This window comes from Bradyrhizobium sp. Leo114, from assembly GCF_055229415.2.
The window spans coordinates 79,240-102,418 of the sequence record NZ_JBUYEN020000026.1; the positions used below are offsets into that span (position 1 = coordinate 79,240).

The 23,179-nt window shown below is 63.3% G+C and carries 21 protein-coding genes and 1 pseudogene; 7 read left to right on the plus strand and 15 right to left on the minus strand.

Going from position 1 to position 23,179, the window contains the following annotated elements:
* Positions 1 to 64 precede the first annotated feature (64 nt).
* On the plus strand, positions 65 to 469 hold the full coding sequence (locus tag ACZIRK_RS28055; RefSeq protein WP_130224304.1) for a GFA family protein: 405 nt from the start codon (positions 65 to 67) through the stop codon (positions 467 to 469).
* Between the two features lie 18 nt (positions 470 to 487).
* Here ACZIRK_RS28055 and ACZIRK_RS28060 read toward each other — a convergent pair whose 3' ends face one another.
* The 11 genes from ACZIRK_RS28060 to ACZIRK_RS28110 all read right to left on the minus strand — a co-directional run bounded on the left by ACZIRK_RS28060 (position 488) and on the right by ACZIRK_RS28110 (position 8,840).
* Positions 488 to 1,249, minus strand: coding sequence for an anti-sigma factor family protein (locus tag ACZIRK_RS28060; protein WP_130224303.1), 762 nt, complete (start codon positions 1,247 to 1,249; stop codon positions 488 to 490).
* Positions 1,246 to 1,800, minus strand: coding sequence for a sigma-70 family RNA polymerase sigma factor (locus tag ACZIRK_RS28065; RefSeq protein WP_130224401.1), 555 nt, complete (start codon positions 1,798 to 1,800; stop codon positions 1,246 to 1,248). Before ACZIRK_RS28065 ends, ACZIRK_RS28060 begins: the two co-directional genes overlap by 4 nt.
* A 103-nt stretch (positions 1,801 to 1,903) precedes the next feature.
* On the minus strand, positions 1,904 to 2,227 hold the full coding sequence (locus tag ACZIRK_RS28070) for a cupredoxin domain-containing protein (RefSeq protein ID WP_130224302.1): 324 nt from the start codon (positions 2,225 to 2,227) through the stop codon (positions 1,904 to 1,906).
* Positions 2,228 to 2,241: 14 nt separating this feature from the next.
* Positions 2,242 to 3,192 carry a metallophosphoesterase family protein gene (locus ACZIRK_RS28075; RefSeq protein ID WP_130224300.1) on the minus strand — a complete coding sequence of 317 codons (951 nt, stop codon included), beginning with the start codon at positions 3,190 to 3,192 and terminating at the stop codon, positions 2,242 to 2,244.
* Positions 3,193 to 3,331: 139 nt separating this feature from the next.
* Positions 3,332 to 4,045, minus strand: a complete 714-nt coding sequence (locus ACZIRK_RS28080; RefSeq protein ID WP_474418569.1) for a class I SAM-dependent methyltransferase — start codon at positions 4,043 to 4,045, stop codon at positions 3,332 to 3,334.
* Positions 4,035 to 4,736 (minus strand): glutathione S-transferase family protein, encoded by a 702-nt coding sequence (locus ACZIRK_RS28085; RefSeq protein ID WP_474418570.1) that lies wholly within the window; start codon positions 4,734 to 4,736, stop codon positions 4,035 to 4,037. The genes ACZIRK_RS28080 and ACZIRK_RS28085 overlap by 11 nt, the downstream gene beginning before the upstream one ends.
* A gap of 128 nt (positions 4,737 to 4,864) precedes the next feature.
* The gene (locus ACZIRK_RS28090) at positions 4,865 to 5,395 is read right to left on the minus strand and encodes a putative immunity protein (RefSeq protein ID WP_130224294.1); all 531 of its coding nucleotides are present in this window, start codon (positions 5,393 to 5,395) and stop codon (positions 4,865 to 4,867) included.
* Positions 5,396 to 5,515: 120 nt separating this feature from the next.
* Positions 5,516 to 6,424: an alpha/beta fold hydrolase gene (locus ACZIRK_RS28095; RefSeq protein ID WP_130224292.1), complete on the minus strand. Its 909-nt coding sequence runs from the start codon at positions 6,422 to 6,424 to the stop codon at positions 5,516 to 5,518.
* 5 nt (positions 6,425 to 6,429) lie between these two features.
* Positions 6,430 to 6,771 carry a helix-turn-helix domain-containing protein gene (locus tag ACZIRK_RS28100; RefSeq protein ID WP_130224291.1) on the minus strand — a complete coding sequence of 114 codons (342 nt, stop codon included), beginning with the start codon at positions 6,769 to 6,771 and terminating at the stop codon, positions 6,430 to 6,432.
* A 2-nt stretch (positions 6,772 to 6,773) separates the two neighbouring features.
* Positions 6,774 to 7,142, minus strand: a complete 369-nt coding sequence (locus ACZIRK_RS28105) for a type II toxin-antitoxin system RelE/ParE family toxin (RefSeq protein WP_130224289.1) — start codon at positions 7,140 to 7,142, stop codon at positions 6,774 to 6,776.
* Between the two features lie 78 nt (positions 7,143 to 7,220).
* On the minus strand, positions 7,221 to 8,840 hold the full coding sequence (locus ACZIRK_RS28110; RefSeq protein WP_130224287.1) for a GMC family oxidoreductase: 1,620 nt from the start codon (positions 8,838 to 8,840) through the stop codon (positions 7,221 to 7,223).
* A 211-nt stretch (positions 8,841 to 9,051) separates the two neighbouring features.
* Between ACZIRK_RS28110 and ACZIRK_RS28115 the strand changes: the two genes are divergently transcribed.
* A complete protein-coding gene (locus tag ACZIRK_RS28115) occupies positions 9,052 to 10,224 on the plus strand; it encodes a M20 aminoacylase family protein (RefSeq protein ID WP_474418571.1) in 1,173 nt (390 codons plus the stop codon).
* A 182-nt stretch (positions 10,225 to 10,406) separates the two neighbouring features.
* Here the strand turns inward: ACZIRK_RS28115 and ACZIRK_RS28120 are convergent, their stop codons facing one another.
* Positions 10,407 to 12,035, minus strand: coding sequence for an inorganic phosphate transporter (locus ACZIRK_RS28120; RefSeq protein ID WP_130224283.1), 1,629 nt, complete (start codon positions 12,033 to 12,035; stop codon positions 10,407 to 10,409).
* 407 nt (positions 12,036 to 12,442) lie between these two features.
* Positions 12,443 to 13,798: a UdgX family uracil-DNA binding protein gene (locus ACZIRK_RS28125; RefSeq protein WP_130224281.1), complete on the minus strand. Its 1,356-nt coding sequence runs from the start codon at positions 13,796 to 13,798 to the stop codon at positions 12,443 to 12,445.
* On the opposite strand from ACZIRK_RS28125, the gene ACZIRK_RS28130 reads away from it, so the two are divergent.
* From ACZIRK_RS28130 to ACZIRK_RS28150, 5 genes and pseudogenes are all read left to right on the plus strand, one after another.
* Positions 13,797 to 13,967, plus strand: coding sequence for a hypothetical protein (locus tag ACZIRK_RS28130; protein WP_474418572.1), 171 nt, complete (start codon positions 13,797 to 13,799; stop codon positions 13,965 to 13,967). The genes ACZIRK_RS28125 and ACZIRK_RS28130 overlap by 2 nt on opposite strands.
* A 116-nt stretch (positions 13,968 to 14,083) precedes the next feature.
* A complete protein-coding gene (locus ACZIRK_RS28135) occupies positions 14,084 to 14,875 on the plus strand; it encodes an ImuA family protein (protein WP_130224279.1) in 792 nt (263 codons plus the stop codon).
* Positions 14,769 to 16,500 (plus strand): annotated as a pseudogene (locus ACZIRK_RS28140) (Y-family DNA polymerase). The gene ACZIRK_RS28135 and the pseudogene ACZIRK_RS28140 overlap by 107 nt, the downstream one beginning before the upstream one ends.
* Complete coding sequence (locus tag ACZIRK_RS28145) at positions 16,497 to 20,057, plus strand: error-prone DNA polymerase (protein WP_130230701.1); 3,561 nt, start codon at positions 16,497 to 16,499, stop codon at positions 20,055 to 20,057. Before ACZIRK_RS28140 ends, ACZIRK_RS28145 begins: the two are co-directional and overlap by 4 nt.
* 352 nt (positions 20,058 to 20,409) lie before the next feature.
* The gene (locus ACZIRK_RS28150) at positions 20,410 to 21,249 is read left to right on the plus strand and encodes a universal stress protein (RefSeq protein ID WP_130230699.1); all 840 of its coding nucleotides are present in this window, start codon (positions 20,410 to 20,412) and stop codon (positions 21,247 to 21,249) included.
* A 235-nt stretch (positions 21,250 to 21,484) separates the two neighbouring features.
* On the opposite strand, the gene ACZIRK_RS28155 is transcribed toward ACZIRK_RS28150, so the two are convergent.
* A complete protein-coding gene (locus ACZIRK_RS28155; protein ID WP_130230697.1) occupies positions 21,485 to 21,745 on the minus strand; it encodes a non-oxidative hydroxyarylic acid decarboxylases subunit D in 261 nt (86 codons plus the stop codon).
* Positions 21,742 to 23,169, minus strand: coding sequence for a non-oxidative hydroxyarylic acid decarboxylases subunit C (locus tag ACZIRK_RS28160; protein ID WP_130230695.1), 1,428 nt, complete (start codon positions 23,167 to 23,169; stop codon positions 21,742 to 21,744). The genes ACZIRK_RS28155 and ACZIRK_RS28160 overlap by 4 nt, the downstream gene beginning before the upstream one ends.
* Between the last annotated feature and the right edge of the window lie 10 nt (positions 23,170 to 23,179).

Consider the following 23,179-nt stretch of genomic DNA (forward strand, 5'->3'; position numbering starts at 1 on the left):
AACGCGTGTTGGTGGACTACGCCTTCGACTAATCGGCTCTATCAACGACCTGGGAGGAGATGAAATGCGCATCACAGGCGGTTGTCATTGCGGAGCCATCCGTTACGAGGCTGAAGGCGAAGCCCTTACGCACGCCCTCTGCCACTGCTCGGATTGCAGGCGCCACGCCGGCGCGCCGATGGTCGGCTGGACGATGTATCCCGCCAATGCCGTCAAGGTGACGCAAGGCCAGCCCAAGGTCTACGAATCATCCGAGCACGGCCGCCGGCATTTTTGCGCCAACTGCGGCACCGGTCTTTTCTACGTCAACGAGCAGATGCTGCCCGGGATCATCGATGTTCAGAGCGGAACCTATGATGATCCTGACGTCGTTCCGCCAGTGATCCATGTCCAGGTCGCCGAGCGGGTCCAATGGATGGCACGCGCGCACGAGCTGCCCGTATTCGACCGATACCCTCCGCAGCAATAGTCGCCCACAACCGTCCGGCTACGTGGCCGGAGTCCGCATCGCCGTCTCGAACTTCTCGCCGAACTCGGCAAGCTCGTCGGCGGCGAGGTCGCTGACGGCCCAGAAATTCAGGCCGTGATCGCTCCAGTGGCGGATGTTGAAGCCCTGCCGCTGGCTCATCCGGGCGGCGTGGCGCTCGGTGTCCGATGTCTGCGCGACGAACAGGTTGATGACGTGCTGGCGCCTTCGATAGACCACGGCGCCGATCGGGCGGGCGTCGACATAGTCGAGGCGTCCGCCGATCAGGGTAAAGCCCAGGGCGGTGAGGTCGATCACCGGCGGGGCGACATCGAGCCTGCCGTTGAACCACGGCTTGACCGTGTGCTGGTCGGTGGAAAGCACGTCGGTGAGATGGCCGGCCTGCAGCGAGCGCAGATGCGCCGAGACCAGTTCCGACTGGACGCGCGCCTCGTCGTCGCTGCGCAGGATGACGGCGACGAGACCGGTGGCAGCCATCGCGGAGACCGCCGATCCCAGCGCGAAGCCGCGCAGCACCGCGCGGCGACTTGGGGCAACCTTCGGCTGCGGCAGCGCGGCCTCGATGCGCCGGCGCAGCTCGGGCGGCGCAGTGTAGCTTGCATCTTTTTCCGCGATCATGCGGCTGATCGCGCGATAGTCTTTCGCCAGCTCCGTGCAGCGCGGGCAGCCTGCGAAGTGGTCCTCGACCTCGCGCGCATGTCCCGCGTCGAGCTCGCCGTCGATCAGCGCCTGAAGCAGCACCTCGGCTTCCTCGCAGGTCATTTTGCTTGCTCCTGTTCCGCAAGCCACGCCGAGCGCAGCATCGCGCGGGCGCGGGCAAGTCGCGACATCACGGTGCCGACGGGCACGGCCGCAACATCGGCGATCTGGCGGTAAGAAAGGTTCTGGATTTCCCGGAGCACGAAGGTCTCGCGAAACGGTTCGGCGAGCGCCGCGATCAATCGGCGAATTGCCGCGGAATCCTTCTCGCGCAGCATCTGCGTCTCTGGCGTCTCCTGCGCCTCATGCCAGAGCGGGGTTACCTCCGAGCTACCAGCGACATCCTCGATCGCGCCGGTCTTGATGCCCGCGCGCCGCGCATATTCGGCGCGGCAGACATTGCGCAGGATCGCGAACAGCCAAGGCTTCATTGCCGGCCCGCGATAGCTGTCGAAATGCTTGTAGGCGCGCAGGAAACATTCCTGCACCGCATCTTCGGCATCGCTGGCGTCCCGCAGGAGATAGCGTGCCAATGTATAGGCATCGTCGAGATAAGGCAGTGCGGCCTCGCGAAAGCGCCGCGCCTTCTCGGGATTGTCCTCCGACGCGTTCATCGCCTCATGCCCGGTTTGTGCGGCGAATGTCTTGGCCCGTGTCTTGGCCCGGCCGGTGTCGATCCGCCGGCCGGGCAGGGGTGCGCTGGCAGAGATCGTCAACTTACTCGACCCTGATCATGCCCGTCATGTGCGGGTGCAGGGAACAAAAATATTTGTACTCGCCGGCCTCCGTGAAGGTGAATGAAAAGCTGCCGTCGGTGTCCATGGGCTTCGACCTGAATTTTCCCGCGCATACCACCGTGTGCGGAATGTCGTCGCGATTGGTCCAGGTGACGGTCGTGCCGGCCTTCACGTCGAGCTGCGCGGGCTGGAAAACGAAATTGTCGATATGCACTTCCATATCGGCGGCGCGCGCAGCGGTGGCGCGGAGCAGCATGGCCGCGGCGACGGCGATGCCGAAGTCACGGCGATTGATCGTGCTCATGAACCTGTTCCTCTTCAGCCCTGCAGCGGCGTGTCGATGATGGCGAGGCGCTCCTGTCCCTGCTTGAAGTTGACGCTGGCGATGCCGAGCACGCTGCGCAGCTTGGCATCCTCGACCTTCATCGGACCCGGCGAGGGCGCAGTGCCCGGCGCCGGCTGCGGGAAGGCGGTCGAGCGCGCGGTGTGGAAGGTGACGTTGCCTTCGACCTTCTGCATCACCTGGTGGATGTGCCCGTTCAGCACGGTCACCGAGCCGAAACCCTTCACATATTCCAGCGCGCGTGCGCCGTCCTCGGTGCCCCAGCCCCAGGTCGGATAGACGGTCCACAGCGGGATGTGGGCGAACAGCACGATAGGGGTCGATTTCGAGCGGCCCTTCAGATCGTCCTCGAGCCATTCGAGCTGCTCGGCGCCGAGATTGCCCAGGCCTCCGGCCTTGAGGTCGACGACGTTGACGAGGCCGACGAAGTGCACGCCGCCGGCGTCGAACGAATACCAGCCGGCGCCCCTGGTGCCGCGGCCGTAGCGCTCCTTGTAGAGCTTGACCTCCTCGTCGATCAGGTCGTGCTCGCCCGGCACGTAATGCACGTCGAGCTTGGCCTGCGAGATGACGCGCTCGGCATTGTCGAATTCGGCGGCCTTCGACAGATGTGTGATGTCGCCGGTGTGGATCATGAAGGAGGGCTTCGCCGGCATGGCGTTGATCTTGCCGATCCCTTCTTCCAGCGTGCCGAGCGCGTTCGGATTGGCGGCCTTGTCGAAGCCGACATGGCTGTCGCTGATCTGCAGGAAGGTCATGCCGGAAGCCTCGGCGGCTTGCGCAGAACCGACCATGCCGAGCGAGCGCGGCACGCCGCCCGCCACTGTCCAGAGCACGCCGGTGCCCGCCCAGGTCATGCACTCCAGCACCCTGCGGCGGCTCACGCCGCGCCCTTCGTCCCTGTGGTCGTGATCGAACTCGCTCATCGCAGTTCTCCATGCGCCCGTGATTGGGTCTGCGGAGATGTGATTGGGCGAGGGGAGGGGTTATTCCCGGCAGCGGCGGTCTATTGGCGCGAGGCGATGACGATTTCGTGAGCAGCAGCGCCGTGCAAGGTGTATCCCGTCAGGCGGCTGCGACCCAGCCTCGGAACGTAAATCCGGCGTAGAACAGGGCGACGTCGGAAAAGCCCGCTTCCGCGAGAAGCGCTTCGTCCTCTTCGGCGGACAGAATGGGCAGCCGCTGCGCCATGGAAGCGGCGGAGGCCGACACCTGCGCGGGATCGGCTCCGGTGCCGTTCGCGAACATGACGGAGCGCGTCAGCCAGCATTCGAGCGCGCCGCCCCGCGGCCGGCTGTGATGCGCCACGACGAGCGCCGCGCCCGGCTTGAGCCGTCGCCGCATCTCGCGCAGCGTGCGCAGGCGCTCCGGCTTCGAAAGGAAATGCAGTGTCAACAGGCAGGTCGCGCCATCGAAGGGCCCGGCAGGTGCGTCTTCGATCAAACCTTGCATCAACCGGACCCTCGCGGCGAGCGGCCCCAGCACGTCACGCGCGAGATCGAGCATCGCCGCCGAGGGATCTATCCCCGTGAAGCCCCAGCGCGGCCTTGCCTCGGCGAACGCTTTCAGCTCCAGACCGCCGCCGGCACCGAGGACGAGGATATCAGCCGCTTCCGGCGCGCGTTCGGCGAGCAGCAGCGACGCCATGCGCTGAAGATCGGCGAAGCCGGGCACCTTGCGCGGCGTATCCTCGGCGTAGCGGGCGACCGCTGCGCGATCGCTGAAGTGGCGCACGATCTCGGAAACCGGCGAGGCAGCGGTGGACGCGTCATTCTTCATGCGCATTCTCGATCGAAATCCCGGTCTGCGTCATCAGATGACGCGCGAGCGCGTGCTGATGGGGAGGAAAGTCATGGGCCGGCACGCTCGGCCGCGACGAGAAGCGCGCGTACCAATTGGAGAGCCGGGAGCAATCGGACGGGATCGGCACGTCGTAGAAGCCGTCGACGTAACGAAGCGTCGCCATCGCGACGCAATCGGCGATGGTCACGGCTTCGCCGGCCAGGAATTCGGCATCGCCGATCATCCGCTCGGCGAGCCGCAGTTTCTGGAAATGGCTGGGAGCGCAGATCTCGGCGACGTCGCGACTTTCGCGGTCGACGCCGCGATTCAGAAGGCTGCCGTGCCGGGCCCACAGGGCGAAGAACGAAAGCGCGTCGTCAAAGACTGTGACGAGCTCCCGTGTGTGCGCCCGGTCCGCTGGCGTCCTGCCGCGCATGTCTGGGCCCGGACGGGTGTCCTCGAGATATTCGAGGATCGCCAGCGACTGCCCGACCACCGTCCCGTCGTCGTCTACGACGATCGGCAACGAACTGGCGGGCGTGAGACCTTTGAGCAAGGCCGGCGGCCAGTTCGTCTGGTCGGTCGGCGGATCCAAACGGATCAGTTCGATATCCGTGAGGCCCTTTTCGGCGACGTAGATAGTCAACCGCTGCGGGTAGGGGCCGAAGGCGAAGTTGTAGAGTTTCATGAGCCCGATCGTCGGTGGCGGCGCAGCGCGCCCGGCTACGCGACGATATAACGCCTTCTCGCATCTTTCGCAACTTCAATTGTTGCGTGATGCGTTCGGCCGGCCAGCATTCGACGCATGTACGTCGATCAGCTCCGCAAGCCGGTATCGAGGCGATAAAGCAGTGTGTGAAACCGCCCTTTGCTTGGGGCGCGTGTAGGAAATTGCTGGACGAGCTGCCTGATCTCGGGCGATGCACGCCCTATCGCCCACCGAATTTCAGCGTCGCTCGCACCGGGTTCGTCGCCGGCCGAAAGCGCCCTTGCATGCGCGGCGTAGGCGGCTGAGCTCAAGATGTGATTTGTCTGGTGCGATGTCGCGATTGGATGCGTGTAAGCCGTCGCGGCAGCGGTCGAAGCGGCACGAGCGGCTGCAGCTGCGGCAGGATCTTGCACATCTTTTGCGGCCGACTGTGCGCCCCACGCGAAGTTGCGAAGATCTGCGGTCCGTACACCGCTGCGCGCGAAAGCTCGTGCGGCGTAGATGGCTTGGTGCGGACGAGCGTCATTTGGAGCGCGCGCCTCGAACACCGGGAGTGCTCGTTCCGCGCAGTCGGCGGCCCAATTCGCAACATGGCATAGCTTCTCGATCGTCAATTCCGGTAAGGTTGGTTTGTCCATTTATTTGAACTTCCTCCACAATGGATATTCGCAACGAACTAACGTGTTGCTCTGGGCTGTTTCAATATAGAGGACCGGCGACGCGGCTTTGGATTAGCCCGGTGCTGCAGTGAGCGGGCTTCATCGTTCCGATCGCGCGAATTCCCGCAGGGCCTGCAACAGCATTGGCGGCGCTTCCTGCGCCACGCAATGGCCGATGCCATCGAAATTCCACGCGCTGACATCGGGAATGAGCGAGACGGCTCGTGACGCCATCTCCTTGTAGATCGGCCAGGACTTTTCGGCTGTGGCCACGCGCACGGGACAATCGATTTCACTGAGCCAGCCGAAAGGATTGCCGCGCGCATCTCCGGCGTAGACCTGCTCCATGGCCTCGAAGATCGGGCGCAGGATCGCCGACTCGATTTCGGGCGTGCAACGAAGCCGTACCCTTCCGTTCTCCAGGGGCGCAAAGCCATGCCTGATATAGGCCCAGAGCGAAGTCTCGGACCAATCCGCAAATGCCGGCGCGGCGCGATAACGTGTAAATACCGCGTCAAAACTGTCGAACTCGGCCTGGCGGCGCAGGGCGCCTTGCACGGAGGAGGTTGCTCGTTCGCTCAATCCCGTCACGCAGTCGCGCGCGGCGCGCGGATCCATAATGGTCGGCTCCATCACGAACAGGCGTGCGAAGCGTCCCGGCAGCAGCTTTGCGGCAAGCAGCAGGTCGGTTGCGCCTGCGCTGTGGCCGATGCCGTAAATGTCGTGCAGATCAAGCTCTTCGATGACCGCGCACACGTCCTGCGCATAGTCCTGAAAGTGATAGCAGTTCGCCGCGGGCTTGTGGCTGTCGCCGTGGCCGCGGCGATCGAGCGCATATACCGTGTAGTCGGATGCAAGATCGCGCGCGACGTCATCCCAGACGTCGGCCACGAAACCTGTGCCATGCAGCAGAAGCGCGGGCGGCCGGTGCGAGCTGTCTTCGGCCCATTGCACCAGCGCAATGCGCCTATCTGCAGACCCGATCGAGATGCGGCGCTGACTGAGCATACATTCTACACTGCAGAAACAAGCGTGATCCGGCCTGCCTCGCCGCGCTTACGATGCGGCTTCAGCCTGATTTCCACGTCCTGGTCGAAAGCAGTGAGCATCCGCATCAGTTTTTCCACGGATGCGAGCTTGAGGTGACCCCGCAGGAGTTTCGAGAGGTCGGGCTGTTTCATTTCGACCAGCTTGGCGGCCTCGGTCTGAGTCAACTCCCGTTCGGCCATCAGCCGCTTGAGCTGCGCGACCAGCGCGGCCTTCAATTGATGCTCCTCGGCGTTGGGCAAGCCGAGATCAGCGAAAATGTTGCCGGAGCCCTTGGTATGGGCGGGCACTTTTTTCTTGGCGCTCATCGCTAGTCTCCCTTGGTTGCCTTGTGGATAGCCTCCGCGTCGCGTAGACGCTGCCGGATCAAATCCATATGTCGTTGCGGTGTGGCGATCCCACTTGTGGATTTCTTTTGGAACGCATGCAGGACGTACAGGACGCCTTCGAACCGGACTGTGTAGACGGCTCGGTAAGTGTCGCCGTCAAAATTGTCTCGAATCTCTAGTACGCCGCCCAGGCCCTTCAAGGGCTTGGCGTTGCGTGGATGCTCGCCCAGTTGCGCTTCGAAAAGCGATTGACCGATCTCGCTTCGGACGGCTGAAGGAAAGGCCCGCAAGTCCTTCTGGCTCGAGCCCACGAAAATGGCAGGCTTAATCTCGCGCAACGCATCATTCACTTTTATATAGTAATATACCTATAGGATTTGGTCAATGGCTGCTGCCAAAGGCGAATTCGGCGCACAGAACGAGATGGGTTACCGCCCGTCCTCCAAAATCATCGCAGCGGCCTTCTCCGCGATCATCGCGGTCGGGGTGTTGGTGTTGCCCGAGGTGATCGTCGGCATCACGGACGCATCGGCGATGCGGAGGCCGGCGATGCCGTAGAAGCGCAGGCGTTCGTCGACCACGGCCATCGGGTCGCTGGCCGTGCCCATCTTCGCGGTGCCGACTGGGTGGAAGATCGTGGTGCCGATATCGCCGGCGGCTTTTGCCAGCGATGCATCGTCATCGCCCACAGAGGGGCCGGGCAGGAATTCCTCCGGCCGATATTGCGCAAGCGCTTTCTGCTTCATCAGGCGCCGCGTGGTGCGGATCGCGTCGGCTGCGACCTGGCGGTCCTCGTCGGTCGAAAGATAATTCGGTGCGATCGACGGTTTCTCGTCAGGCTGGGCCGAGCGGATGCGCACGGTGCCGCGCGACGTCGGCTGCAGGTTGCAGGCGCTCACGGTGATTGCGGGGAAGCGGTGCAGGGGATCGCCGAACTTGTCGAGCGACAGTGGCTGCACGTGGAACTGGATGTTGGCGCGCTCGCGGCGCGGATCGGAACGGGTGAAGATGCCGAGCTGGGACGGCGCCATGGTGAGCGGACCACGGCGGCGCAGCGCGTAGTCAAGGCCCATCAGGCCGCGGCGGAACAGCGAGTAATAGGTCTCGTTCAGCGTACGCACGCCAGTGACCTTGTAGATCGCGCGCTGCTGCAAATGATCCTGCAGGTTGCGCCCGACGCCCTGCCTGTCGAGCACGACATCGACGCCGAGCGGCGCAAGCCAGTCGGCGGGTCCGATGCCCGAACGCTGCAGCACCTGCACCGATCCGATCGCGCCGGCCGTCAGGATCACTTCGCCCGTGGTGCGGGCCTCGATGATTTCATTGTCGCGGATGAAGCGCACGCCCACGGCGCGGCCATTCTCGACGAGCAGGCGATCGACCAGCACGTTCTTTTCCAGCCGCAGATTCGGCCGGTGCAATGCGGGCTTTAAGAAGCCGCGCGCGGAAGACCAGCGGCGGCCGCGCTTCTGGTTGACGTGGAAATAGCTCACGCCTTCGTTGTCGCCGGTGTTGAAATCCGGAATGCGCTTGATGCCCATTTCTTCCGCGGCGTCGCCGACGGCGTCCAGCACTTTCCAGGACAGCCGCGGCGCCTCGATGCGCCAGCCGCCGCCCGTGCCGTGGTCCTCGCTCGGCCCGAGGAAATGATCCTCGATCCCGCGGAACACCGGCCGCACGTCGTCGTAGCCCCAGCCGGTGAGGCCGAGCTGGCGCCAGTGATCGTAATCGGCGGCCTGTCCGCGCATCGAGATCATGGCGTTGATCGCCGAGCAGCCGCCGATCACTTTGCCGCGGGGATAGGCGAGCGCGCGGCCGTTGAGGCCGGGCTCCGCCTCGGTCTTGAACATCCAGTCGGAACGCGGATTGCCGATCGCGAAGAGATAGCCGACCGGGATGTGAAACCAGATCCAGTTGTCGTCGCCGCCGGCTTCCAGCACCAGCACGCGCTTTGAGGCATCGGCCGAAAGCCGGTTGGCCATGATGCAGCCGGCGGTGCCGGCGCCCACGACGATATAGTCGAAATCACCCTCGAGCTTTCCAGGCATTCTCTTGCTTTCCACCCGTCCGTGGGCCGCGTTGCCCGAAAATGTTCCAGGCATCTGCGCATTTTTCTGCTGCCCAAACAATCAGACGTGGGCGGGAGGGACAAGCCCAGCCATGACGAATAGGCATGACCGGCCGGTGCGCCTGTTGGGTGGACCGCCGCTTGCATGCTAAACATCACACACGTTTGAATCACAGAACTTGAGAAGTGCCATGCCCATCGTCAACCGCGTCGCCGACCTGCAGCCCGCCATCCAGGCCTGGCGGCGGGATATCCACGAAAATCCCGAGCTGATGTACGACACCCACCGCACTGCAGCATTCGTCGCCGAGCGGCTGCGGGAATTCGGCTGCGATGAGGTCGCGACGGGGCTCGGCCGCACCGGCGTGGTCGGCGTCATCAAGGGCAAGAAACCAGCCGGCAGTGGCGACATCAGGGTGATCGGGCTGCGCGCCGACATGGATGCGCTGCCGATCGAGGAGGAGACCAATCTGCCCTATGCATCCAGGACGCCGGGTAAGATGCACGCCTGCGGCCATGACGGGCACACCGCGATGCTGTTAGGGGCCGCCCGCTACCTCGCCGAGACCCGCAATTTCGCCGGCAACGCGATTGTGATCTTCCAGCCGGCCGAGGAGGGCGGCGCGGGCGCTGCCGCGATGATCAAGGACGGGCTGATGGAGCGGTTCGGCATCGAGCAGGTCTATGGCATGCACAATGGCCCCGGCATCCCCGTCGGCTCGTTCGCCATCCGGACCGGCCCGATCATGGCGGCAACGGACGCGATCGACTTCAGGATCGAAGGCCATGGCGGCCACGCCGCGCGGCCGCACAAATGCATCGACAGCGTGCTGGTCGGCTCACAATTGATCACGGCGCTGCAGTCGATCGTCTCGCGCACCGTCGATCCCTTGGATTCGGCCGTGATCTCGATCTGCGAATTCCACGCCGGCAATGCCCGGAACGTCATCCCGCAGACCGCGGAGCTGCGTGGCACGGTGCGCACGCTGACGCCGGAGGTGCGGGCGCTGGTCGAGAAGCGCATCCATGAGGTGGTCGCCGGCGTTGCGCAGATGACCGGCGCCAGGATCGACCTCACCTACGAGCGCGGCTATCCCGTCACCGTCAACCATCGCTCGCAGACCGAGTTCGCGACCAAGATCGCCAAGGAAATCGCCGGCGAGAACAACGTCCACGAAATGCCGCCGATGATGGGCGCGGAGGATTTCGCCTACATGCTGGAAGCGCGCCCCGGCGCCTTCATCTTCTGCGGCAATGGCGACAGCGCCGGCCTGCATCACCCCGCCTACAATTTCAACGACGAGGCGATCGTCTACGGCACGTCCTACTGGATCAAGCTGGTGGAGAACACGCTCGCGGTGTGACGCCCTTTCGTCGTCCTTCCCCGTCATTGCGAGCGCAGCGAAGCAATCCATGCCTCCGCTTGCGGAGAGATGGATTGCTTCGTCGCTGCGCTCCTCGCAATGACAGAGTGTGGCGCTATCCTCGCACAAAACAAAAAGGCCCCGCGCATCGCGCGGGCCTTTGTTGTTGATGGCTCTGCCGCTCAGAACACGTTCGCGAACAGCACGTAGAGCGAAGCCGACAGCATGATCGCGGCGGGCAGCGTCAGTACCCAGGCCATCAGGAGGTTGCGGATGGTCGCCATCTGCAGCCCCGAGCCGTTGGCGGCCATGGTGCCGGCGACGCCGGACGACAGCACGTGCGTGGTGGACACCGGCAGGCCGAAGGTGTCCGCGGCTCCGATGGTGGCGGCGGCAACGAGTTCGGCGGAGGCGCCCTGCGCGTAGGTCAGGTGGGTCTTGCCGATCTTCTCGCCGACCGTGATCACGATCCGCTTCCAGCCGATCATCGTGCCGAGGCCGAGCGCGATCGCCACCGCGATCTTCACCCAGGTCGGGATGAACTTGGTCGCGCTGTCAAGCGAAGCCTTGTAGGCATTCAGCGTCGCGACGTCTTCCTTGCTGAGGTCGCTCTCCTTGTCCTTCATCAGGAAGCGGATCGCTTCCGAAATCAGGTACATGTCGTTGCGGGTGTTGCCGACCGCTTCCGCGGGCACCTTGGTCAGCGAGCCGTACCTCGTCACCTGGTCGCTGACATCTTTCACCAGCACCGCGAGCGAGGGGAACGTGCCCTCATTGAGGTGGTGCAGCGAGATGTACTGCGTCACGGCCGGACGGGGATCGCCGATGATGCTGTGACCGGCGCCCTTCGCCGCGATCACCTTGGAGGCAGCTTCCGAGTTCTTCTGGAACTGGGCGACCATGGATTCCGGCAGCGTGCGGTTCAGCGCATACGCCGTCGGCACGGTGCCGATCAGGATCAGCATGATCAGGCCCATGCCCTTCTGCCCATCGTTGGAGCCGTGCGCGAAGCTGACGCCGGTGCAGGTCAGGATCAGGAGGCCGCGGATCCAGAGCGGCGGCGCCTTGTGGCCTTCCGGCGCGGCATAGAGCGCAGGGTTGCGCACGATCATCTTGAGCACGAGCAGGAGTATCGCGGCGCAGATGAAGCCAACCAGGGGCGACAGCAAGAGCGCGTAGCCGATCTCGGTGGCCTTGCTCCAGTCGACGCCGGAAGTGCCATCGCGGCCGCGCATCAGCGCGTTGGCAATGCCGACGCCGATGATCGAGCCGATCAGCGTGTGCGAAGACGAGGCCGGCAGGCCGAAATACCAGGTGCCGAGATTCCACAGGATCGCGGCGATCAACAGCGCGAACACCATGGCAAAGCCGGCGCTGGAGCCGACTTGCAGGATCAGCTCGACCGGCAACAGCGAGATGATGCCGAAGGCGACCGCGCCAGACGAGAGCAGCACGCCGAGGAAGTTGAAGAAGCCCGACCACATCACCGCGACTTCGGCCGGCAGCGAATGCGTGTAGATCACGGTCGCGACCGCGTTGGCGGTGTCGTGGAAGCCGTTGACGAATTCAAAGCCGAGCGCAATCAAGAGCGCAACGAACAGCAGGATGTAGGGCAAGAACGTGGTGACGCGGGTGCCGGTGGCATCGACGTCGGAATAGATGCTGTAGGCGACGAACAGCAACCCCGCCGCGAGGATGCCGAAGAAGAGGATCATCGTCAGCGGATTGAAGCCTTTATCGAGATTTGGCCTTGAAGCCGGCTGAATCGGTCTTTCGTCGCGTACTGAAGTATTGAGTGCAAAATCGGTCATTCTGAGGCCCCGTCGAAATACGGAAGGAGGCCCTTAGTCTTGACCATTGACTTGAAGGTTAGATGACAGCCGTAGTGTGCTTGAATGAAACGCGTGTCGCAACGGTGCTTGGGTGTTGCATCGATGATCGTCTGTCACGCGCGCTCGCGACACGAATGTTGACCATTCACATGACGAGCCATGCTCGTAGCGAAAGTGTGTGATGGATGTGTGATGGAGAGGAGCGGTCGCGCGCTGCCTGACGCCGGGGCTGTGGCGCCGTGGCAGCGCGTCGACCGCATGGGAACGTCATTGGCGTGAACAAGACGCCCCAAACTCCCCCTGTAATAGGGGAGTATTGTCCATCAATGTAAGGTTGTAAATAGATCAACGGCTTGATATTTGCAGTGCTATGCATGGGGCCATGCTTATGCCGCAGCCCGCGCGCGTTTCCTCAACAGTTCCGCGGCGATCTTCAGATCCTCGACAAAGCGTTGATATTCCCGCGCTTTCGCATCCTCATCGGGGAGCCGCAGCAGATAGGAGGGATGCACCGTCACCAGCGCCTTGACGTCGTTGTCAAGATCGATCAGGCGGCCGCGGTTCTTGTTGATCGGCGTGAGCTTGTTGAACACGCATTGCGCAGCGGTCGCGCCCATCGCCACTACCAGGTCCGGTTTGATCGATGCGAGTTCCCGCTCATACCATTGGCGGCAGGCCTTGATCTCCGGCGTATTCGGCTTCTGGTGCAGGCGGATCTTGCCGCGCGGCACAAATTTGAAATGTTTCACCGCATTGGTGACGTAGACCTTTTTGCGGTCGATACCGGCTTCGTCGAGCGCGCGGTCGAGCATCAGGCCGGCGGGACCGACGAACGGTTTTCCGGCGAGATCTTCCTTGTCGCCCGGCTGCTCGCCGACCAGCATCACCTGCGCGCTTTGCGGGCCTTCGCCGAACACGGTCTGGGTCGCATGCTCATAGAGATGGCAGGCGCGGCAATCGGCGGCTTCCTTCCGCAGCGCACTCAGTCGGTCGGCGTGGCGGATCATGGCGGGTTCCGGTGGCGTGGCGATTTCGCTTGTGGGCTTAATCGTCGAAGCCTCCCGCAGGTTCCTCGATTGCTTCGCTGCCAGCCGGGCCGGGTTGAAGATCGTAGCGTAATGACGCTGCCAGATTTCCTCCAGCCGATTGCCTGCAGGCATCCCGGCCTCGCCGATACCAGGGGTGATCGACACCGCATGTCCATCCCAATGTGCGCAGACATCAGGTGTGAGGATCGACCAGGGCATGTCGGCGAAGCGGCTCGCGAAGAATGGCGCCGCCAGTTCCACGACATGATGCTGCGGCTCGAACCAGGCGACGAAATGCGATTTGTGCTCGCGCCCGATCTCGCGGAAGCGGATCGACGTCCGCATCCGCTGTGCCTCGTGATGCACGGCCTTCGCCATCGCATGGATGCGCGCGACATCAGGGTCGTCGGCGACGTCGAGCAGGTCATGGTCGCGGCGCAGGCGCCACAACAGGCGATAGAGCAGGGCAAAGCGCTCGGCATCGCGATGCAGGATCGCGGTTTTCGCCAGCTCGACGAATTTGGCCGGCACGCTGAACGTGCCGTGCGGCGGCTCGAGCGGCGCTTCGCGGTCCGGCGCATCGAACGGTTCGACTTCGTTGTTGCGCACCGTCCACGTCACATCGTCAGGCGGCACCTCGTTCAGCACCAGCGTCCGTGCTGCCTTTCGCCAGCCGTCGAAATCAGTCTCGCTGCCCAGGATGATGTGGTGCATGGCACTTACTCTCCCTCCTGTCTCTCCTCTCGTCATGCCCGGGCTTGACCCGGGCATCCACGCCTTCCTCACCAAGGAAAGAACGTGGATGGCCGGGACAAGCCCGGCCATGACGGCTCTCATGAATCCAGTTGATTTCATTCATGAATTTATCCCGTTACCAATCTGATTGACTCCTCCCGCGCAGTTGGCTTTATATTAGAACATACCATGAACAATTGGGCCAGCTTCTAGTTTCTCCCGGAAGCCAGCAGCGGCCCCGATATCTTCCTTAAGGAGCGGCGCATGACGAGCGCACGCCTGAGCACGCTTGCGTCCCTACGTGGGCGCATCGAGCGCATTGAGACATCCAATGAAGCGCATCCGCTGCCGCGGATCGCGCTCGGTCATGCCGGCGCTGATGCGATGCTCAAGGGCGGCCTCGCGAAAGCCGCGGTGCACGAGGTGTTTGCCGAGGGGCACCAGGGCGCTTCCGCCACCGGTTTCATCGCAGGTCTCGCCGGCCGTCTTGCCGCGCGAAAGCCGCTGGTCTGGGTGCGGCAGGATTTTTCCGAAACCGAATCCGGCGCGCTGTCGATGAACGGTCTGTCCGAACTCGGCCTCGATCCGCGCCTCCTCGTCACCGTGCGCGCCGCCGACATCGACAATGCCTTGCGCACCACGGCCGATGCGCTCGCCTGCGACGCGTTAGGCGCCGTCATCATGGAAGTCTGGGGCGAGTCCAAGCAGCTCGATCTGGTCGCGAGCCGCAAGCTGACGCTATCAGCGCAATCATCAGGCGTCCCCGCGCTGCTGCTGCGCCTCGCCGCAACGCCGCTTCCGTCCACCGCGGAAACCAGATGGATCGTGCGCGCGGCGCATTCGCCGCCGGGCGCCAGTTGGAGCGCGTGGGGCGCGCCTCTGTTCGATGCGCAGCTCGTTCGCAACCGTCATGGCCCGGTCGGGCGATGGATCATGGAATGGAAATGTGATGAGTGCCTTTTCAGTGAACCGTCGGCGTATCCTCAGCCTGTGGCTGCCGCGCCTGCCCATCGATCGGATCAAGCGGCAACTGGCGCGCACCGCCTCGCCAGTTGATCGCCACACGGACGCCGCACCTCCTCTCCCGCAAGCGGGGGAGGGCTGGGGTGGGGGTGCCTCCGCGAGTCACGCAGTCTCCTTGATCGAACCGGCATCGCCGCGAGTTCCCACCTCTCCCTATGGGAGAGGTGAAGAAAGAGATCCCCAGTGTCGTGGTCATCAAGGAGCACAACGCGCTCGTCATCCACTCTCTCGACGACATCGCCGCGCGAAGCGGGCTGTCGACTGGCCTGCCACTCGCCAATGCTCGCGCGATCTGCCCGGAACTGACGGTCTATGATGCCGACGAGGTCGCGGATGCCAAAACGCTCAATGACATCGCCGACTGGTGCGACCGCTTCACACCTCTGGTGGCGCTCGATCCGCCCTACGGTCTCTTCCTCGATATCACCGGCTGCGCCCATCTGTTCGGCGGCGAACACGCGATGCTGCAGATCATCTGCGGCGCTCTCAGTCGGCGCGGCTTTGCCGTCAGCGGCGCGATCGCCGCCACCTCGGTTTGCGCGCGTACGCTGACGCGGCATTCGTCAGGCAGGATCATCGAGGATGGTGCGGAGGTCGAAGCTGTCAGCCCTCTGCCGATCTCGGCATTGGGCGCCGATGAGACGATCACCAAAGGCCTGCGCCGCGCCGGCTTGAAGACCATCGGCGATGTTGCTGCCCGCGCGCGCCATGAGATTGCGGCGCGTTTCGGTGCTGCCTTCACCACGCGGCTCGCGCATGCGCTGGGGCAGGGCGATGCGCCGATCAGTCCGCGCAAGCCATTGCCTGACTACATCGTCGAAAAGCGGTTTCCCGAGCCGGTCACGACCGAGCCCATGATCGCGATGACGCTGCAGAACCTCGCCAGAATGCTGGTCCAGGCGATGGACAAGCAGGGCAAGGGCGCGCGGAAGCTGGAAGCAGGCTTCTTCCGCACCGACGGCGCGGTGCGCACGCTTGCCGTCGAGACCGGGCGCGCGGTCACGAAGCCCGAGGTGATCGACCGCCTGTTCCGCGAGCGGCTCGATGCACTGAGCGATCCCCTCGATCCCGGCTTCGGCTTCGACCTGATCCGCCTGTCGGCTGGTCGTACCGAGATCGTGGTGCAGCAGCAGCGCGATCTCGATGCCCATGTCCACGACAATGACGAGCTTGCCGCGCTGATCGACCGCATCGCCGCCCGCATCGGCGGCAAGCGCGTGGTCGTGTACCTGCCGGAGGATACCCATATCCCCGAGCGCGCGGCGCTTGCCGCCCCTGCGCAGCATCATCTGGCCGCGGCCTCGCAAGCCGCCTGGCCCGCGCGCGCCGAGGGCGAACCGCCGCTCCGTCCGCTGCGCCTGTTCGAAAGGCCGGAGCCGATCAAGGTGCCGTTCGCCACCGTGCCGGATGGACCGCCGCATCGCTTCACCTGGCGGCGCGCCACGCATCAGGTGGTGCGGGTCGAGGGTCCCGAGCGCATAGCCATGGAATGGTGGCAGCGCGACGGGAAGGTGCTGACGCGCGACTATTTCCGCGTCGAGGACGAGCAGGGCCTGCGCTTCTGGATCTTTCGCGACGGCCTTTACGACAGCGAACTGATCGACGAAGACGGCAAGCCCATTCCCGCCAATTGGTTCGTGCATGGGCTTTTCGCATGATGGAACCGGCGCCCGACTATGCCGAGATCGGCATCACAAGCAATTTCTCCTTCCTGCGCGGCGGATCGGATCCGCGCGCCTATGTGCATCAGGCGAGCATTCTCCGCATTCCCGTGATCGGGCTTGCCGACCACAACACGCTCGCCGGTGTCGTGCGCGCCTACAAGGAGCTCGAAAATTCGAAAGTGACCCATCCGCCAAAGCTGCTGATCGGTTCGCGCATCGTATTCATGGATGGCACGCCTGACATCCTGGTCTACCCGCGCGACCGCGCGGCTTACGGCCGGTTGTGCCAGCTTCTCACCCGCGGCAAGCGCGGCGATGACATCGAGCGGATCGAAAAGGGCGAATGTCATCTGAAGCTGAACGACCTCCTGGATTTCGCCGAAGGCCAGCTCCTGGTGCTGTCATTGCCGCATCGTTTCGAGATGGCCAAGGCGCTCGATCTGCTCGCGCGGTTGAAGGCGAGCCGCACTGATGGCGTGTGGCTCGCCGCAAGCCTACTCTATCGTGGCGACGACAGGCGGCGCCTGGCGCGATTGCACCATCTTGCGACCAAAGCCGGCGTGCCGCTGCTCGCGACCAACGAAGTGCTCTATCACCATCCGGCGCGCCGCCCGCTGCAGGACGTGCTCACCTGTATCAGGGAGAAGACGACGATCGATGCCATCGGCAGGAAGCTGGAAGCCAATGCCGAGCGGCATCTGAAACCTGCGCAGGAGATGGCGCGGCTGTTCCGCGATTTTCCCGACGCGATCGCCGAGACCATGCGCTTTGCCGACCGCATCACCTTTTCGCTCGATCAGCTCAAATATCAATATCCCGATGAGCCGGTGCCGCCGGGCAAGACCGCGCAGCGTCACCTGGAAGATTTGACGTGGCAAGGCGCGCACGAAAGATTTCCGATCCGGATTTCCCCGAAAATCAAAAAGACCCTGCACAAAGAATTGCGCCTGATCAGGAAACTGAAATACGCGCATTATTTCCTGACCGTGCACGACATTGTCCGGTACGCACGCAGTCAGAATATCCTGTGCCAGGGCAGGGGATCGGCGGCGAATTCCGCAGTCTGCTATGTACTCGGCATCACCTCGGTCAACCCGATCAAGGTCGATCTCCTGTTCGAACGCTTCATCTCGAAAGAGCGATTGGAGCCGCCCGACATCGACGTCGATTTCGAGCATTCGCGGCGCGAGGAGGTGATGCAATATGTCTATCGCCGCTATGGCCGTCACCGCGCCGCCATCATCGCAACCGTCATCCATTATCGTCCGCGCAGCGCGATCCGCGACGTCGGCAAGGCGCTGGGGCTGACCGAGGATGTCACCGCCGCGCTCGCCGATACCGTGTGGGGAAGCTGGGGCAAGGGCCTCAACGATATGCAGGTGCGGCAGGCGGGGCTCGACCCCAGGAACGAGATGATCGGACTCGCCGTCGATCTTGCCACCGAGCTGATCGAATTCCCGCGCCATCTCTCGCAGCATGTCGGCGGCTACGTGCTGACGCAGGATAGGCTCGACACCTACGTGCCGATCGGCAATGCCGCGATGGAAGACCGCACCTTCATCGAATGGGACAAGGACGACGTCGACGCGCTCAACATGATGAAGGTCGACGTGCTGGCGCTGGGCATGCTGACCTGCATCCGCAAGAGCTTTGACCTGATCGCCGATCACAAGGGCGAGCGCTGGGAGCTTGCGACCGTTCCGCAGGACGACAAGAGAGTCTACGACATGCTGTGCCGCGGTGAATCGCTCGGCGTGTTCCAGGTCGAGAGCCGCGCGCAGATGAACATGCTGCCGCGGCTGAAGCCGCGGGAGTTCTATGACCTCGTCATCGAGGTCGCGATCGTGCGTCCGGGGCCGATCCAGGGCGACATGGTGCATCCTTATTTGCGCCGGCGAAACAAGCAGGAGAAGGTGAGCTATCCATCACCGTCACCGGAGCACGGTCCTGCAGACGAATTGTACAGGGTGCTGCACAAGACCCTCGGCGTGCCGCTGTTCCAGGAGCAGGCGATGCGGATCGCCATCGAAGCCGCAAAATTCACCTCCGAAGAGGCCAATGGCCTGCGCCGCTCGATGGCGACCTTCCGCAATCTCGGCACCATCGGCAAGTACGAGGACAAGCTGATCGGCAACATGGTCGCACGCGGCTACGATGGCGAATTCGCCAGAAGCTGCTTCGACCAGATCAAGGGTTTTGGCTCCTACGGCTTCCCGGAAAGCCATGCCGCGAGTTTTGCCCAACTCGTCTACATCTCCTCCTGGCTCAAGCATCATCATCCCGACGCCTTCTGCTGTGCGCTGCTCAACTCGCAGCCGATGGGCTTTTACGCTCCCGCGCAGATCGTCGGCGACGCCCGCAAGAACGGCGTCGAAGTCCGCGAGATCGATGTATCCTTCAGCTTCGCCCAGAACACGCTGGAGGAGGGCAGCGGTAAGCACTGTGCCGTGAGGCTAGGCTTCCGCCAGATCGACGGCTTCAACTGGAAAGACCCGGATGAGGAGAAGCTGAAGCAAATCCAGGCGTCATTCCATGGTGAACCTGCGATGTTGCCGCACGCTCCCACCTCTCCCCAGCGGGGAGAGGTCGACTTGCACATGACCATGTGCAAGTCGGGTGAGGGGGCTCAGGTCCCACGAGAGACCGCGCCCCTCACCCGCGCTGGAGCCTGTCATCGGGCGCGCCTTCGGCGCGACCCGTTGGGCGCGACCTCTCCCTATGGGAGAGGTGAAGAAATCGACTGGGCCGACCGCATTGTCGCTGCGCGGCAGCGGCGTCCCTTCACCTCGCTGGAGGATTTCGCCCGCGACACCGGCCTGCCCAAGCGTGCGCTGATCCTGTTGGCGGACGCCGATGCCTTCCGCTCGATCGGGCTCGATCGCCGCGCAGCGCTCTGGACAGTGCGGCGGCTGCCCGACGATGTCCCATTGCCTCTGTTCGAAGCCGCTGTTGCCCGCGAGCAGCCGGACGAGAACGCAAAACCCTTGCCGCAGATGCCGCGGCAGGAGCAGGTGGTCGCCGACTACCAGACCATCCGCCTGTCGCTGAAAGGCCACCCGATGGAGTTCCTGCGCGCGATGTTTGAAAAAGAGCGCGTGGTGTCCTGCAAGGAGATCTGCCATCGCAACGACCGCCGCCGCGTCCGTTGCGCCGGCGTGGTGCTGGTACGGCAGCGTCCGGGCAGCGCCAATGGCGTGGTATTCATGACGCTCGAGGACGAAACCGGCATCGCCAATATCGTGGTGTGGCCGAAGGTGATGGAGCAATACCGGAAAGAGGTGATGGGCGCGCGTCTGATCTTGGTCGAGGGCTATATCCAGAGCAGCCCGGAGGAGGTGACGCACCTGGTCGCGCAACGCATGATCGACCGCTCCTACGACCTCATCAATCTCTCCAACGACGCCTTCAGCGCCAAGCCTGCCGTGCCCGCCGGCCCCGCTTTGGTCGAACCCCTCAATGACGATCGCCGCGACCACGGCGAAAACTCCCCGCAAAGAATCCGCCACCCCCGCAACGTCCGCATTCTGCCGCCGTCACGCGATTTCCATTGAGGGAGCGCGCCGCCTCTCTCCTCCGTCATTCCGGGGCGCGCGCAGCGCGAGCCCGGAATCCATTGCGCCGCACCCGCAGGCGGAGAAATGGATTCCGGGCTCATCGCTTCGCGATGCCCCGGAATGACTCCTCATCCCGAGGAGCCGCGAAGCGGCGTCTCGAGGGATGGGCCACGGGCTCCCTCAGTCATTCCGGGGCGCGAAGGCGCGAACTATGATGCGTAACCACAGAGAATCCATTTCGCAATGCACTCGGCGTTGGCGATCCCGTCCCGAAGGTCTAGCATGTCGAAAGTCAGTGCCGTTTTGGCTGCCTGGACTATCGTTCATCTGCAACGGGCGGGAGCTGACAATGAAGACGATTTTGGTACCGACCCAAAATACCCCGGCCATGACATCCACACTCGAAACGGCGGTGCTGCTCGCGCGGCGCACTGGCGCCTATATCGAGGGGGTTCCACTGTGGTTTGGCACGCCTGAGTTTGTCGTGGCGGGGCTGGCCAGCAGCTATTCCATGGAAACCTATCGGGTACGGCGCGAAGCGGAGGCGGCGGGCGAGCGCGAGCTGTTCGAGACCTTCATGCAGCAGCACGGTGTTGCTGCTGCGAAAATGACCGCGGACCGACCTTGGTATAGCTGGTTCGCCGAGGTGCCGCCGGGCGAGGGCCTCGTCGGCAGCCATGGCCGCGTGTTCGATGTGATTGTGATGAGCAGGCCGGGTGCTGCTACGGACCCTCTCTATCGGCGGGCGGTCGAGTCGGGATTGTTCGAAAGCGGTCGGCCTGTTGTGCTGTCGCCGCCGACTGCTCCGAAACAGATCGCGACCAACATCATGATCCACTGGAATGGCAGCACCGAGCAGGCCCGCGCCAACGCGTTGGCGATGCCGCTATTGCACCTGGCCGGACGCGTGACGGTGTTGACTGTCATCGGCGGACAGGATGTGCCGGGTCCATCGGCCGATCAGGTGCGCAAGCAATTGCGGTACAATGGCATTGCCGCCGAGCCCCTGAGCATCGAGCTGAACGGTCGCAGCACCGGCGAAGCGGTGCTCGCCGCGGCCAAGGCCGACGGCTGCGACCTGTTGGTCAAGGGAGCTTTTACAAGGACCAGGCTACGGCAATTGATTTTCGGCGGCGCCACCAGCCACATCATGGAACACGCAGACTTGCCGTTATTGATGGCGCATTGAAAATCGTGCCCACCGGACTGCCCGAGGTGTCATTCCGGGCATCGCGAAGCGGCGTCACGAGGGATGGCCGAGAAACTCTCACTGTCCGTCATTCCGGGGCGCGCGCAGCGCGAGCTATGATGTGCAAGTGCACATCAGAGAATCCATTGGGCCGCAGGCGCAAGTGGAGAAATAGATTCCGGGCTCGATGCTTCGCATCGCCCCGGAATGACAATGGCCAATGTCCTGCACGGACTCACGAGGATGATCGACGCGGCGGGATCGGCGGAACCACCTGCAGCTTAGGAAGATCCTCGGGGCGCAGCCGAAAGGCGACGGGATATTTGTCCGGGTTCACGTTCTCCTCCGGCTCGGTCGATCTCCAGACATAGAGGCATGTCGGACAACCGAACACGGTCCAGACCCCGGCAACGGGAGATTTGCTGCGGACCTCGATCTTGCCTGATCGACATCGCGGACATGCGGCCGGAAGAGTGTCGGCGGTTGTCGCCGTCATGTCCGCATCTCCTTCGCCAGAGCCATGAGCTTGGTCCGCCACTGATCGGTGTGCTGCGGCTTGTCGAGTTCCTCGCCATAGTCGCCGCGAATGTCAGGCGCGATCGGCGTGGTGGCGTCGATGATCATCTTGGTCACCACGCCGGCCGGACTGCAGGCCGGATCCAGGAGATTCTCCGCGAGATTCGGGATGGTCACGATGTCGCCCGCAGGGTTTACCTTCACCGATATCGCCCACATCACCTGCTTAAGATCGAACGGGTCGACTTGCTCGTCAACAACGATCACGACTTTTGCGTATCCGAGACCATGGGTCGTGGTCAGCACGCGCAAGCCCACATATTTGGCGAAGCCGCCATAGCGGATTTTTGTCGAGACGACGACCACCAGACCGTGGGTATAGAGTGCATTGACGGCAACGACTTCGGGAAACGTCGTCTTGAGTTGAAGGAAGATCGGCGCGCTCGTCGTCATGGCTTGCAGGAAGTCGAGCTCGGTCCAGGGCCGCCCCACATAGACCGCGTCGTAGACCGGATCCTTGCGGTGCGACACGCGATCGATCTCGATCACCGGATATTTATGGCATCCCGAATAATAGCCGGGGAATTCACCAAACGGCCCCTCGGTCTCGCGCTGTCCGCAAAGCAGGCGGCCCTCCAGCACATATTCGGATCCCCAGGGGACATCCAGGCCCTTTGCAGTCTTGACGACACGGTATGGCGCGCCCTGCATCACGGCCGCCATCTTGTATTCGAGCTGATCGTAAAGCAGCGGCGTCGCGCCCATCAGCGTGATGATAGGCTCGTTTCCCAGCGCGATCGCGACTGGCAAGTCTTGGCCGCGGGCTTCCGCATGAGCCATATGGATCGCGATATCGTGCTGCGGCACAGTCTGGATTCCAAGGCGATTCCACCCTTTGACCTGCAGGCGATAGATGCCGACGTTCTCGACATCGTCATTGTTCCAGTCGTCCAGGTCTCGGCTGATGGTGCAGGCTTTGTCGATGAAGTAGCCGCCATCGCCGCGGTTGAGACGAAACAGCGGCAGCAGTTCGTAGAGGTTCACGTCCTTGTCGACGACAACCTCCTGCCAGGGCGCGGTCTCAACGCGCTCCAATGTGCCAGGATATTGCTGGAAGCGCCGGACGAACTCAAAAAATTGATCGCGCATGCTGGCGTCTTTTTCCATGCCAAGCGCGAGAGCATGGTTGCTCCATGATCCATGTATGTTCATGGCGACCCGAGCGCTGGTGTAGCCGGCGATGTTGTCGAAATAGATCGCGGGGCTGTCCTCGCCGATCTCTGTAAGGGCGCAGGCCGCGGCGGCGATGTCGGGTTCAGGAAGAACCTGATCATGGATGCGCAGCAATTGCCGCTCTTGCTCGAGGACGGACAGGAATTCACGAAGGTCCTTGTAGGCACGCATTTCTGCCCCC

Coding starts and splice junctions, on each gene's coding strand:
- ACZIRK_RS28160 (WP_130230695.1), bottom strand. CDS start 23,169: ATGCGTGCCTACAAGGACCTTCGTGAATTCCTGTCCGTCCTCGAGCAA.
- ACZIRK_RS28155 (WP_130230697.1), bottom strand. CDS start 21,745: ATGACGGCGACAACCGCCGACACTCTTCCGGCCGCATGTCCGCGATGT.
- ACZIRK_RS28110 (WP_130224287.1), bottom strand. CDS start 8,840: ATGCCTGGAAAGCTCGAGGGTGATTTCGACTATATCGTCGTGGGCGCC.
- ACZIRK_RS28060 (WP_130224303.1), bottom strand. CDS start 1,249: ATGACCTGCGAGGAAGCCGAGGTGCTGCTTCAGGCGCTGATCGACGGC.
- ACZIRK_RS28120 (WP_130224283.1), bottom strand. CDS start 12,035: ATGACCGATTTTGCACTCAATACTTCAGTACGCGACGAAAGACCGATT.
- ACZIRK_RS28090 (WP_130224294.1), bottom strand. CDS start 5,395: ATGGACAAACCAACCTTACCGGAATTGACGATCGAGAAGCTATGCCAT.
- ACZIRK_RS28115 (WP_474418571.1), top strand. CDS start 9,052: ATGCCCATCGTCAACCGCGTCGCCGACCTGCAGCCCGCCATCCAGGCC.
- ACZIRK_RS28070 (WP_130224302.1), bottom strand. CDS start 2,227: ATGAGCACGATCAATCGCCGTGACTTCGGCATCGCCGTCGCCGCGGCC.
- ACZIRK_RS28085 (WP_474418570.1), bottom strand. CDS start 4,736: ATGAAACTCTACAACTTCGCCTTCGGCCCCTACCCGCAGCGGTTGACT.
- ACZIRK_RS28125 (WP_130224281.1), bottom strand. CDS start 13,798: ATGCACCACATCATCCTGGGCAGCGAGACTGATTTCGACGGCTGGCGA.
- ACZIRK_RS28150 (WP_130230699.1), top strand. CDS start 20,410: ATGAAGACGATTTTGGTACCGACCCAAAATACCCCGGCCATGACATCC.
- ACZIRK_RS28130 (WP_474418572.1), top strand. CDS start 13,797: ATGGCACTTACTCTCCCTCCTGTCTCTCCTCTCGTCATGCCCGGGCTT.
- ACZIRK_RS28075 (WP_130224300.1), bottom strand. CDS start 3,192: ATGAGCGAGTTCGATCACGACCACAGGGACGAAGGGCGCGGCGTGAGC.
- ACZIRK_RS28055 (WP_130224304.1), top strand. CDS start 65: ATGCGCATCACAGGCGGTTGTCATTGCGGAGCCATCCGTTACGAGGCT.
- ACZIRK_RS28080 (WP_474418569.1), bottom strand. CDS start 4,045: ATGAAGAATGACGCGTCCACCGCTGCCTCGCCGGTTTCCGAGATCGTG.
- ACZIRK_RS28145 (WP_130230701.1), top strand. CDS start 16,497: ATGATGGAACCGGCGCCCGACTATGCCGAGATCGGCATCACAAGCAAT.
- ACZIRK_RS28065 (WP_130224401.1), bottom strand. CDS start 1,800: ATGAACGCGTCGGAGGACAATCCCGAGAAGGCGCGGCGCTTTCGCGAG.
- ACZIRK_RS28135 (WP_130224279.1), top strand. CDS start 14,084: ATGACGAGCGCACGCCTGAGCACGCTTGCGTCCCTACGTGGGCGCATC.
- ACZIRK_RS28100 (WP_130224291.1), bottom strand. CDS start 6,771: ATGAGCGCCAAGAAAAAAGTGCCCGCCCATACCAAGGGCTCCGGCAAC.
- ACZIRK_RS28095 (WP_130224292.1), bottom strand. CDS start 6,424: ATGCTCAGTCAGCGCCGCATCTCGATCGGGTCTGCAGATAGGCGCATT.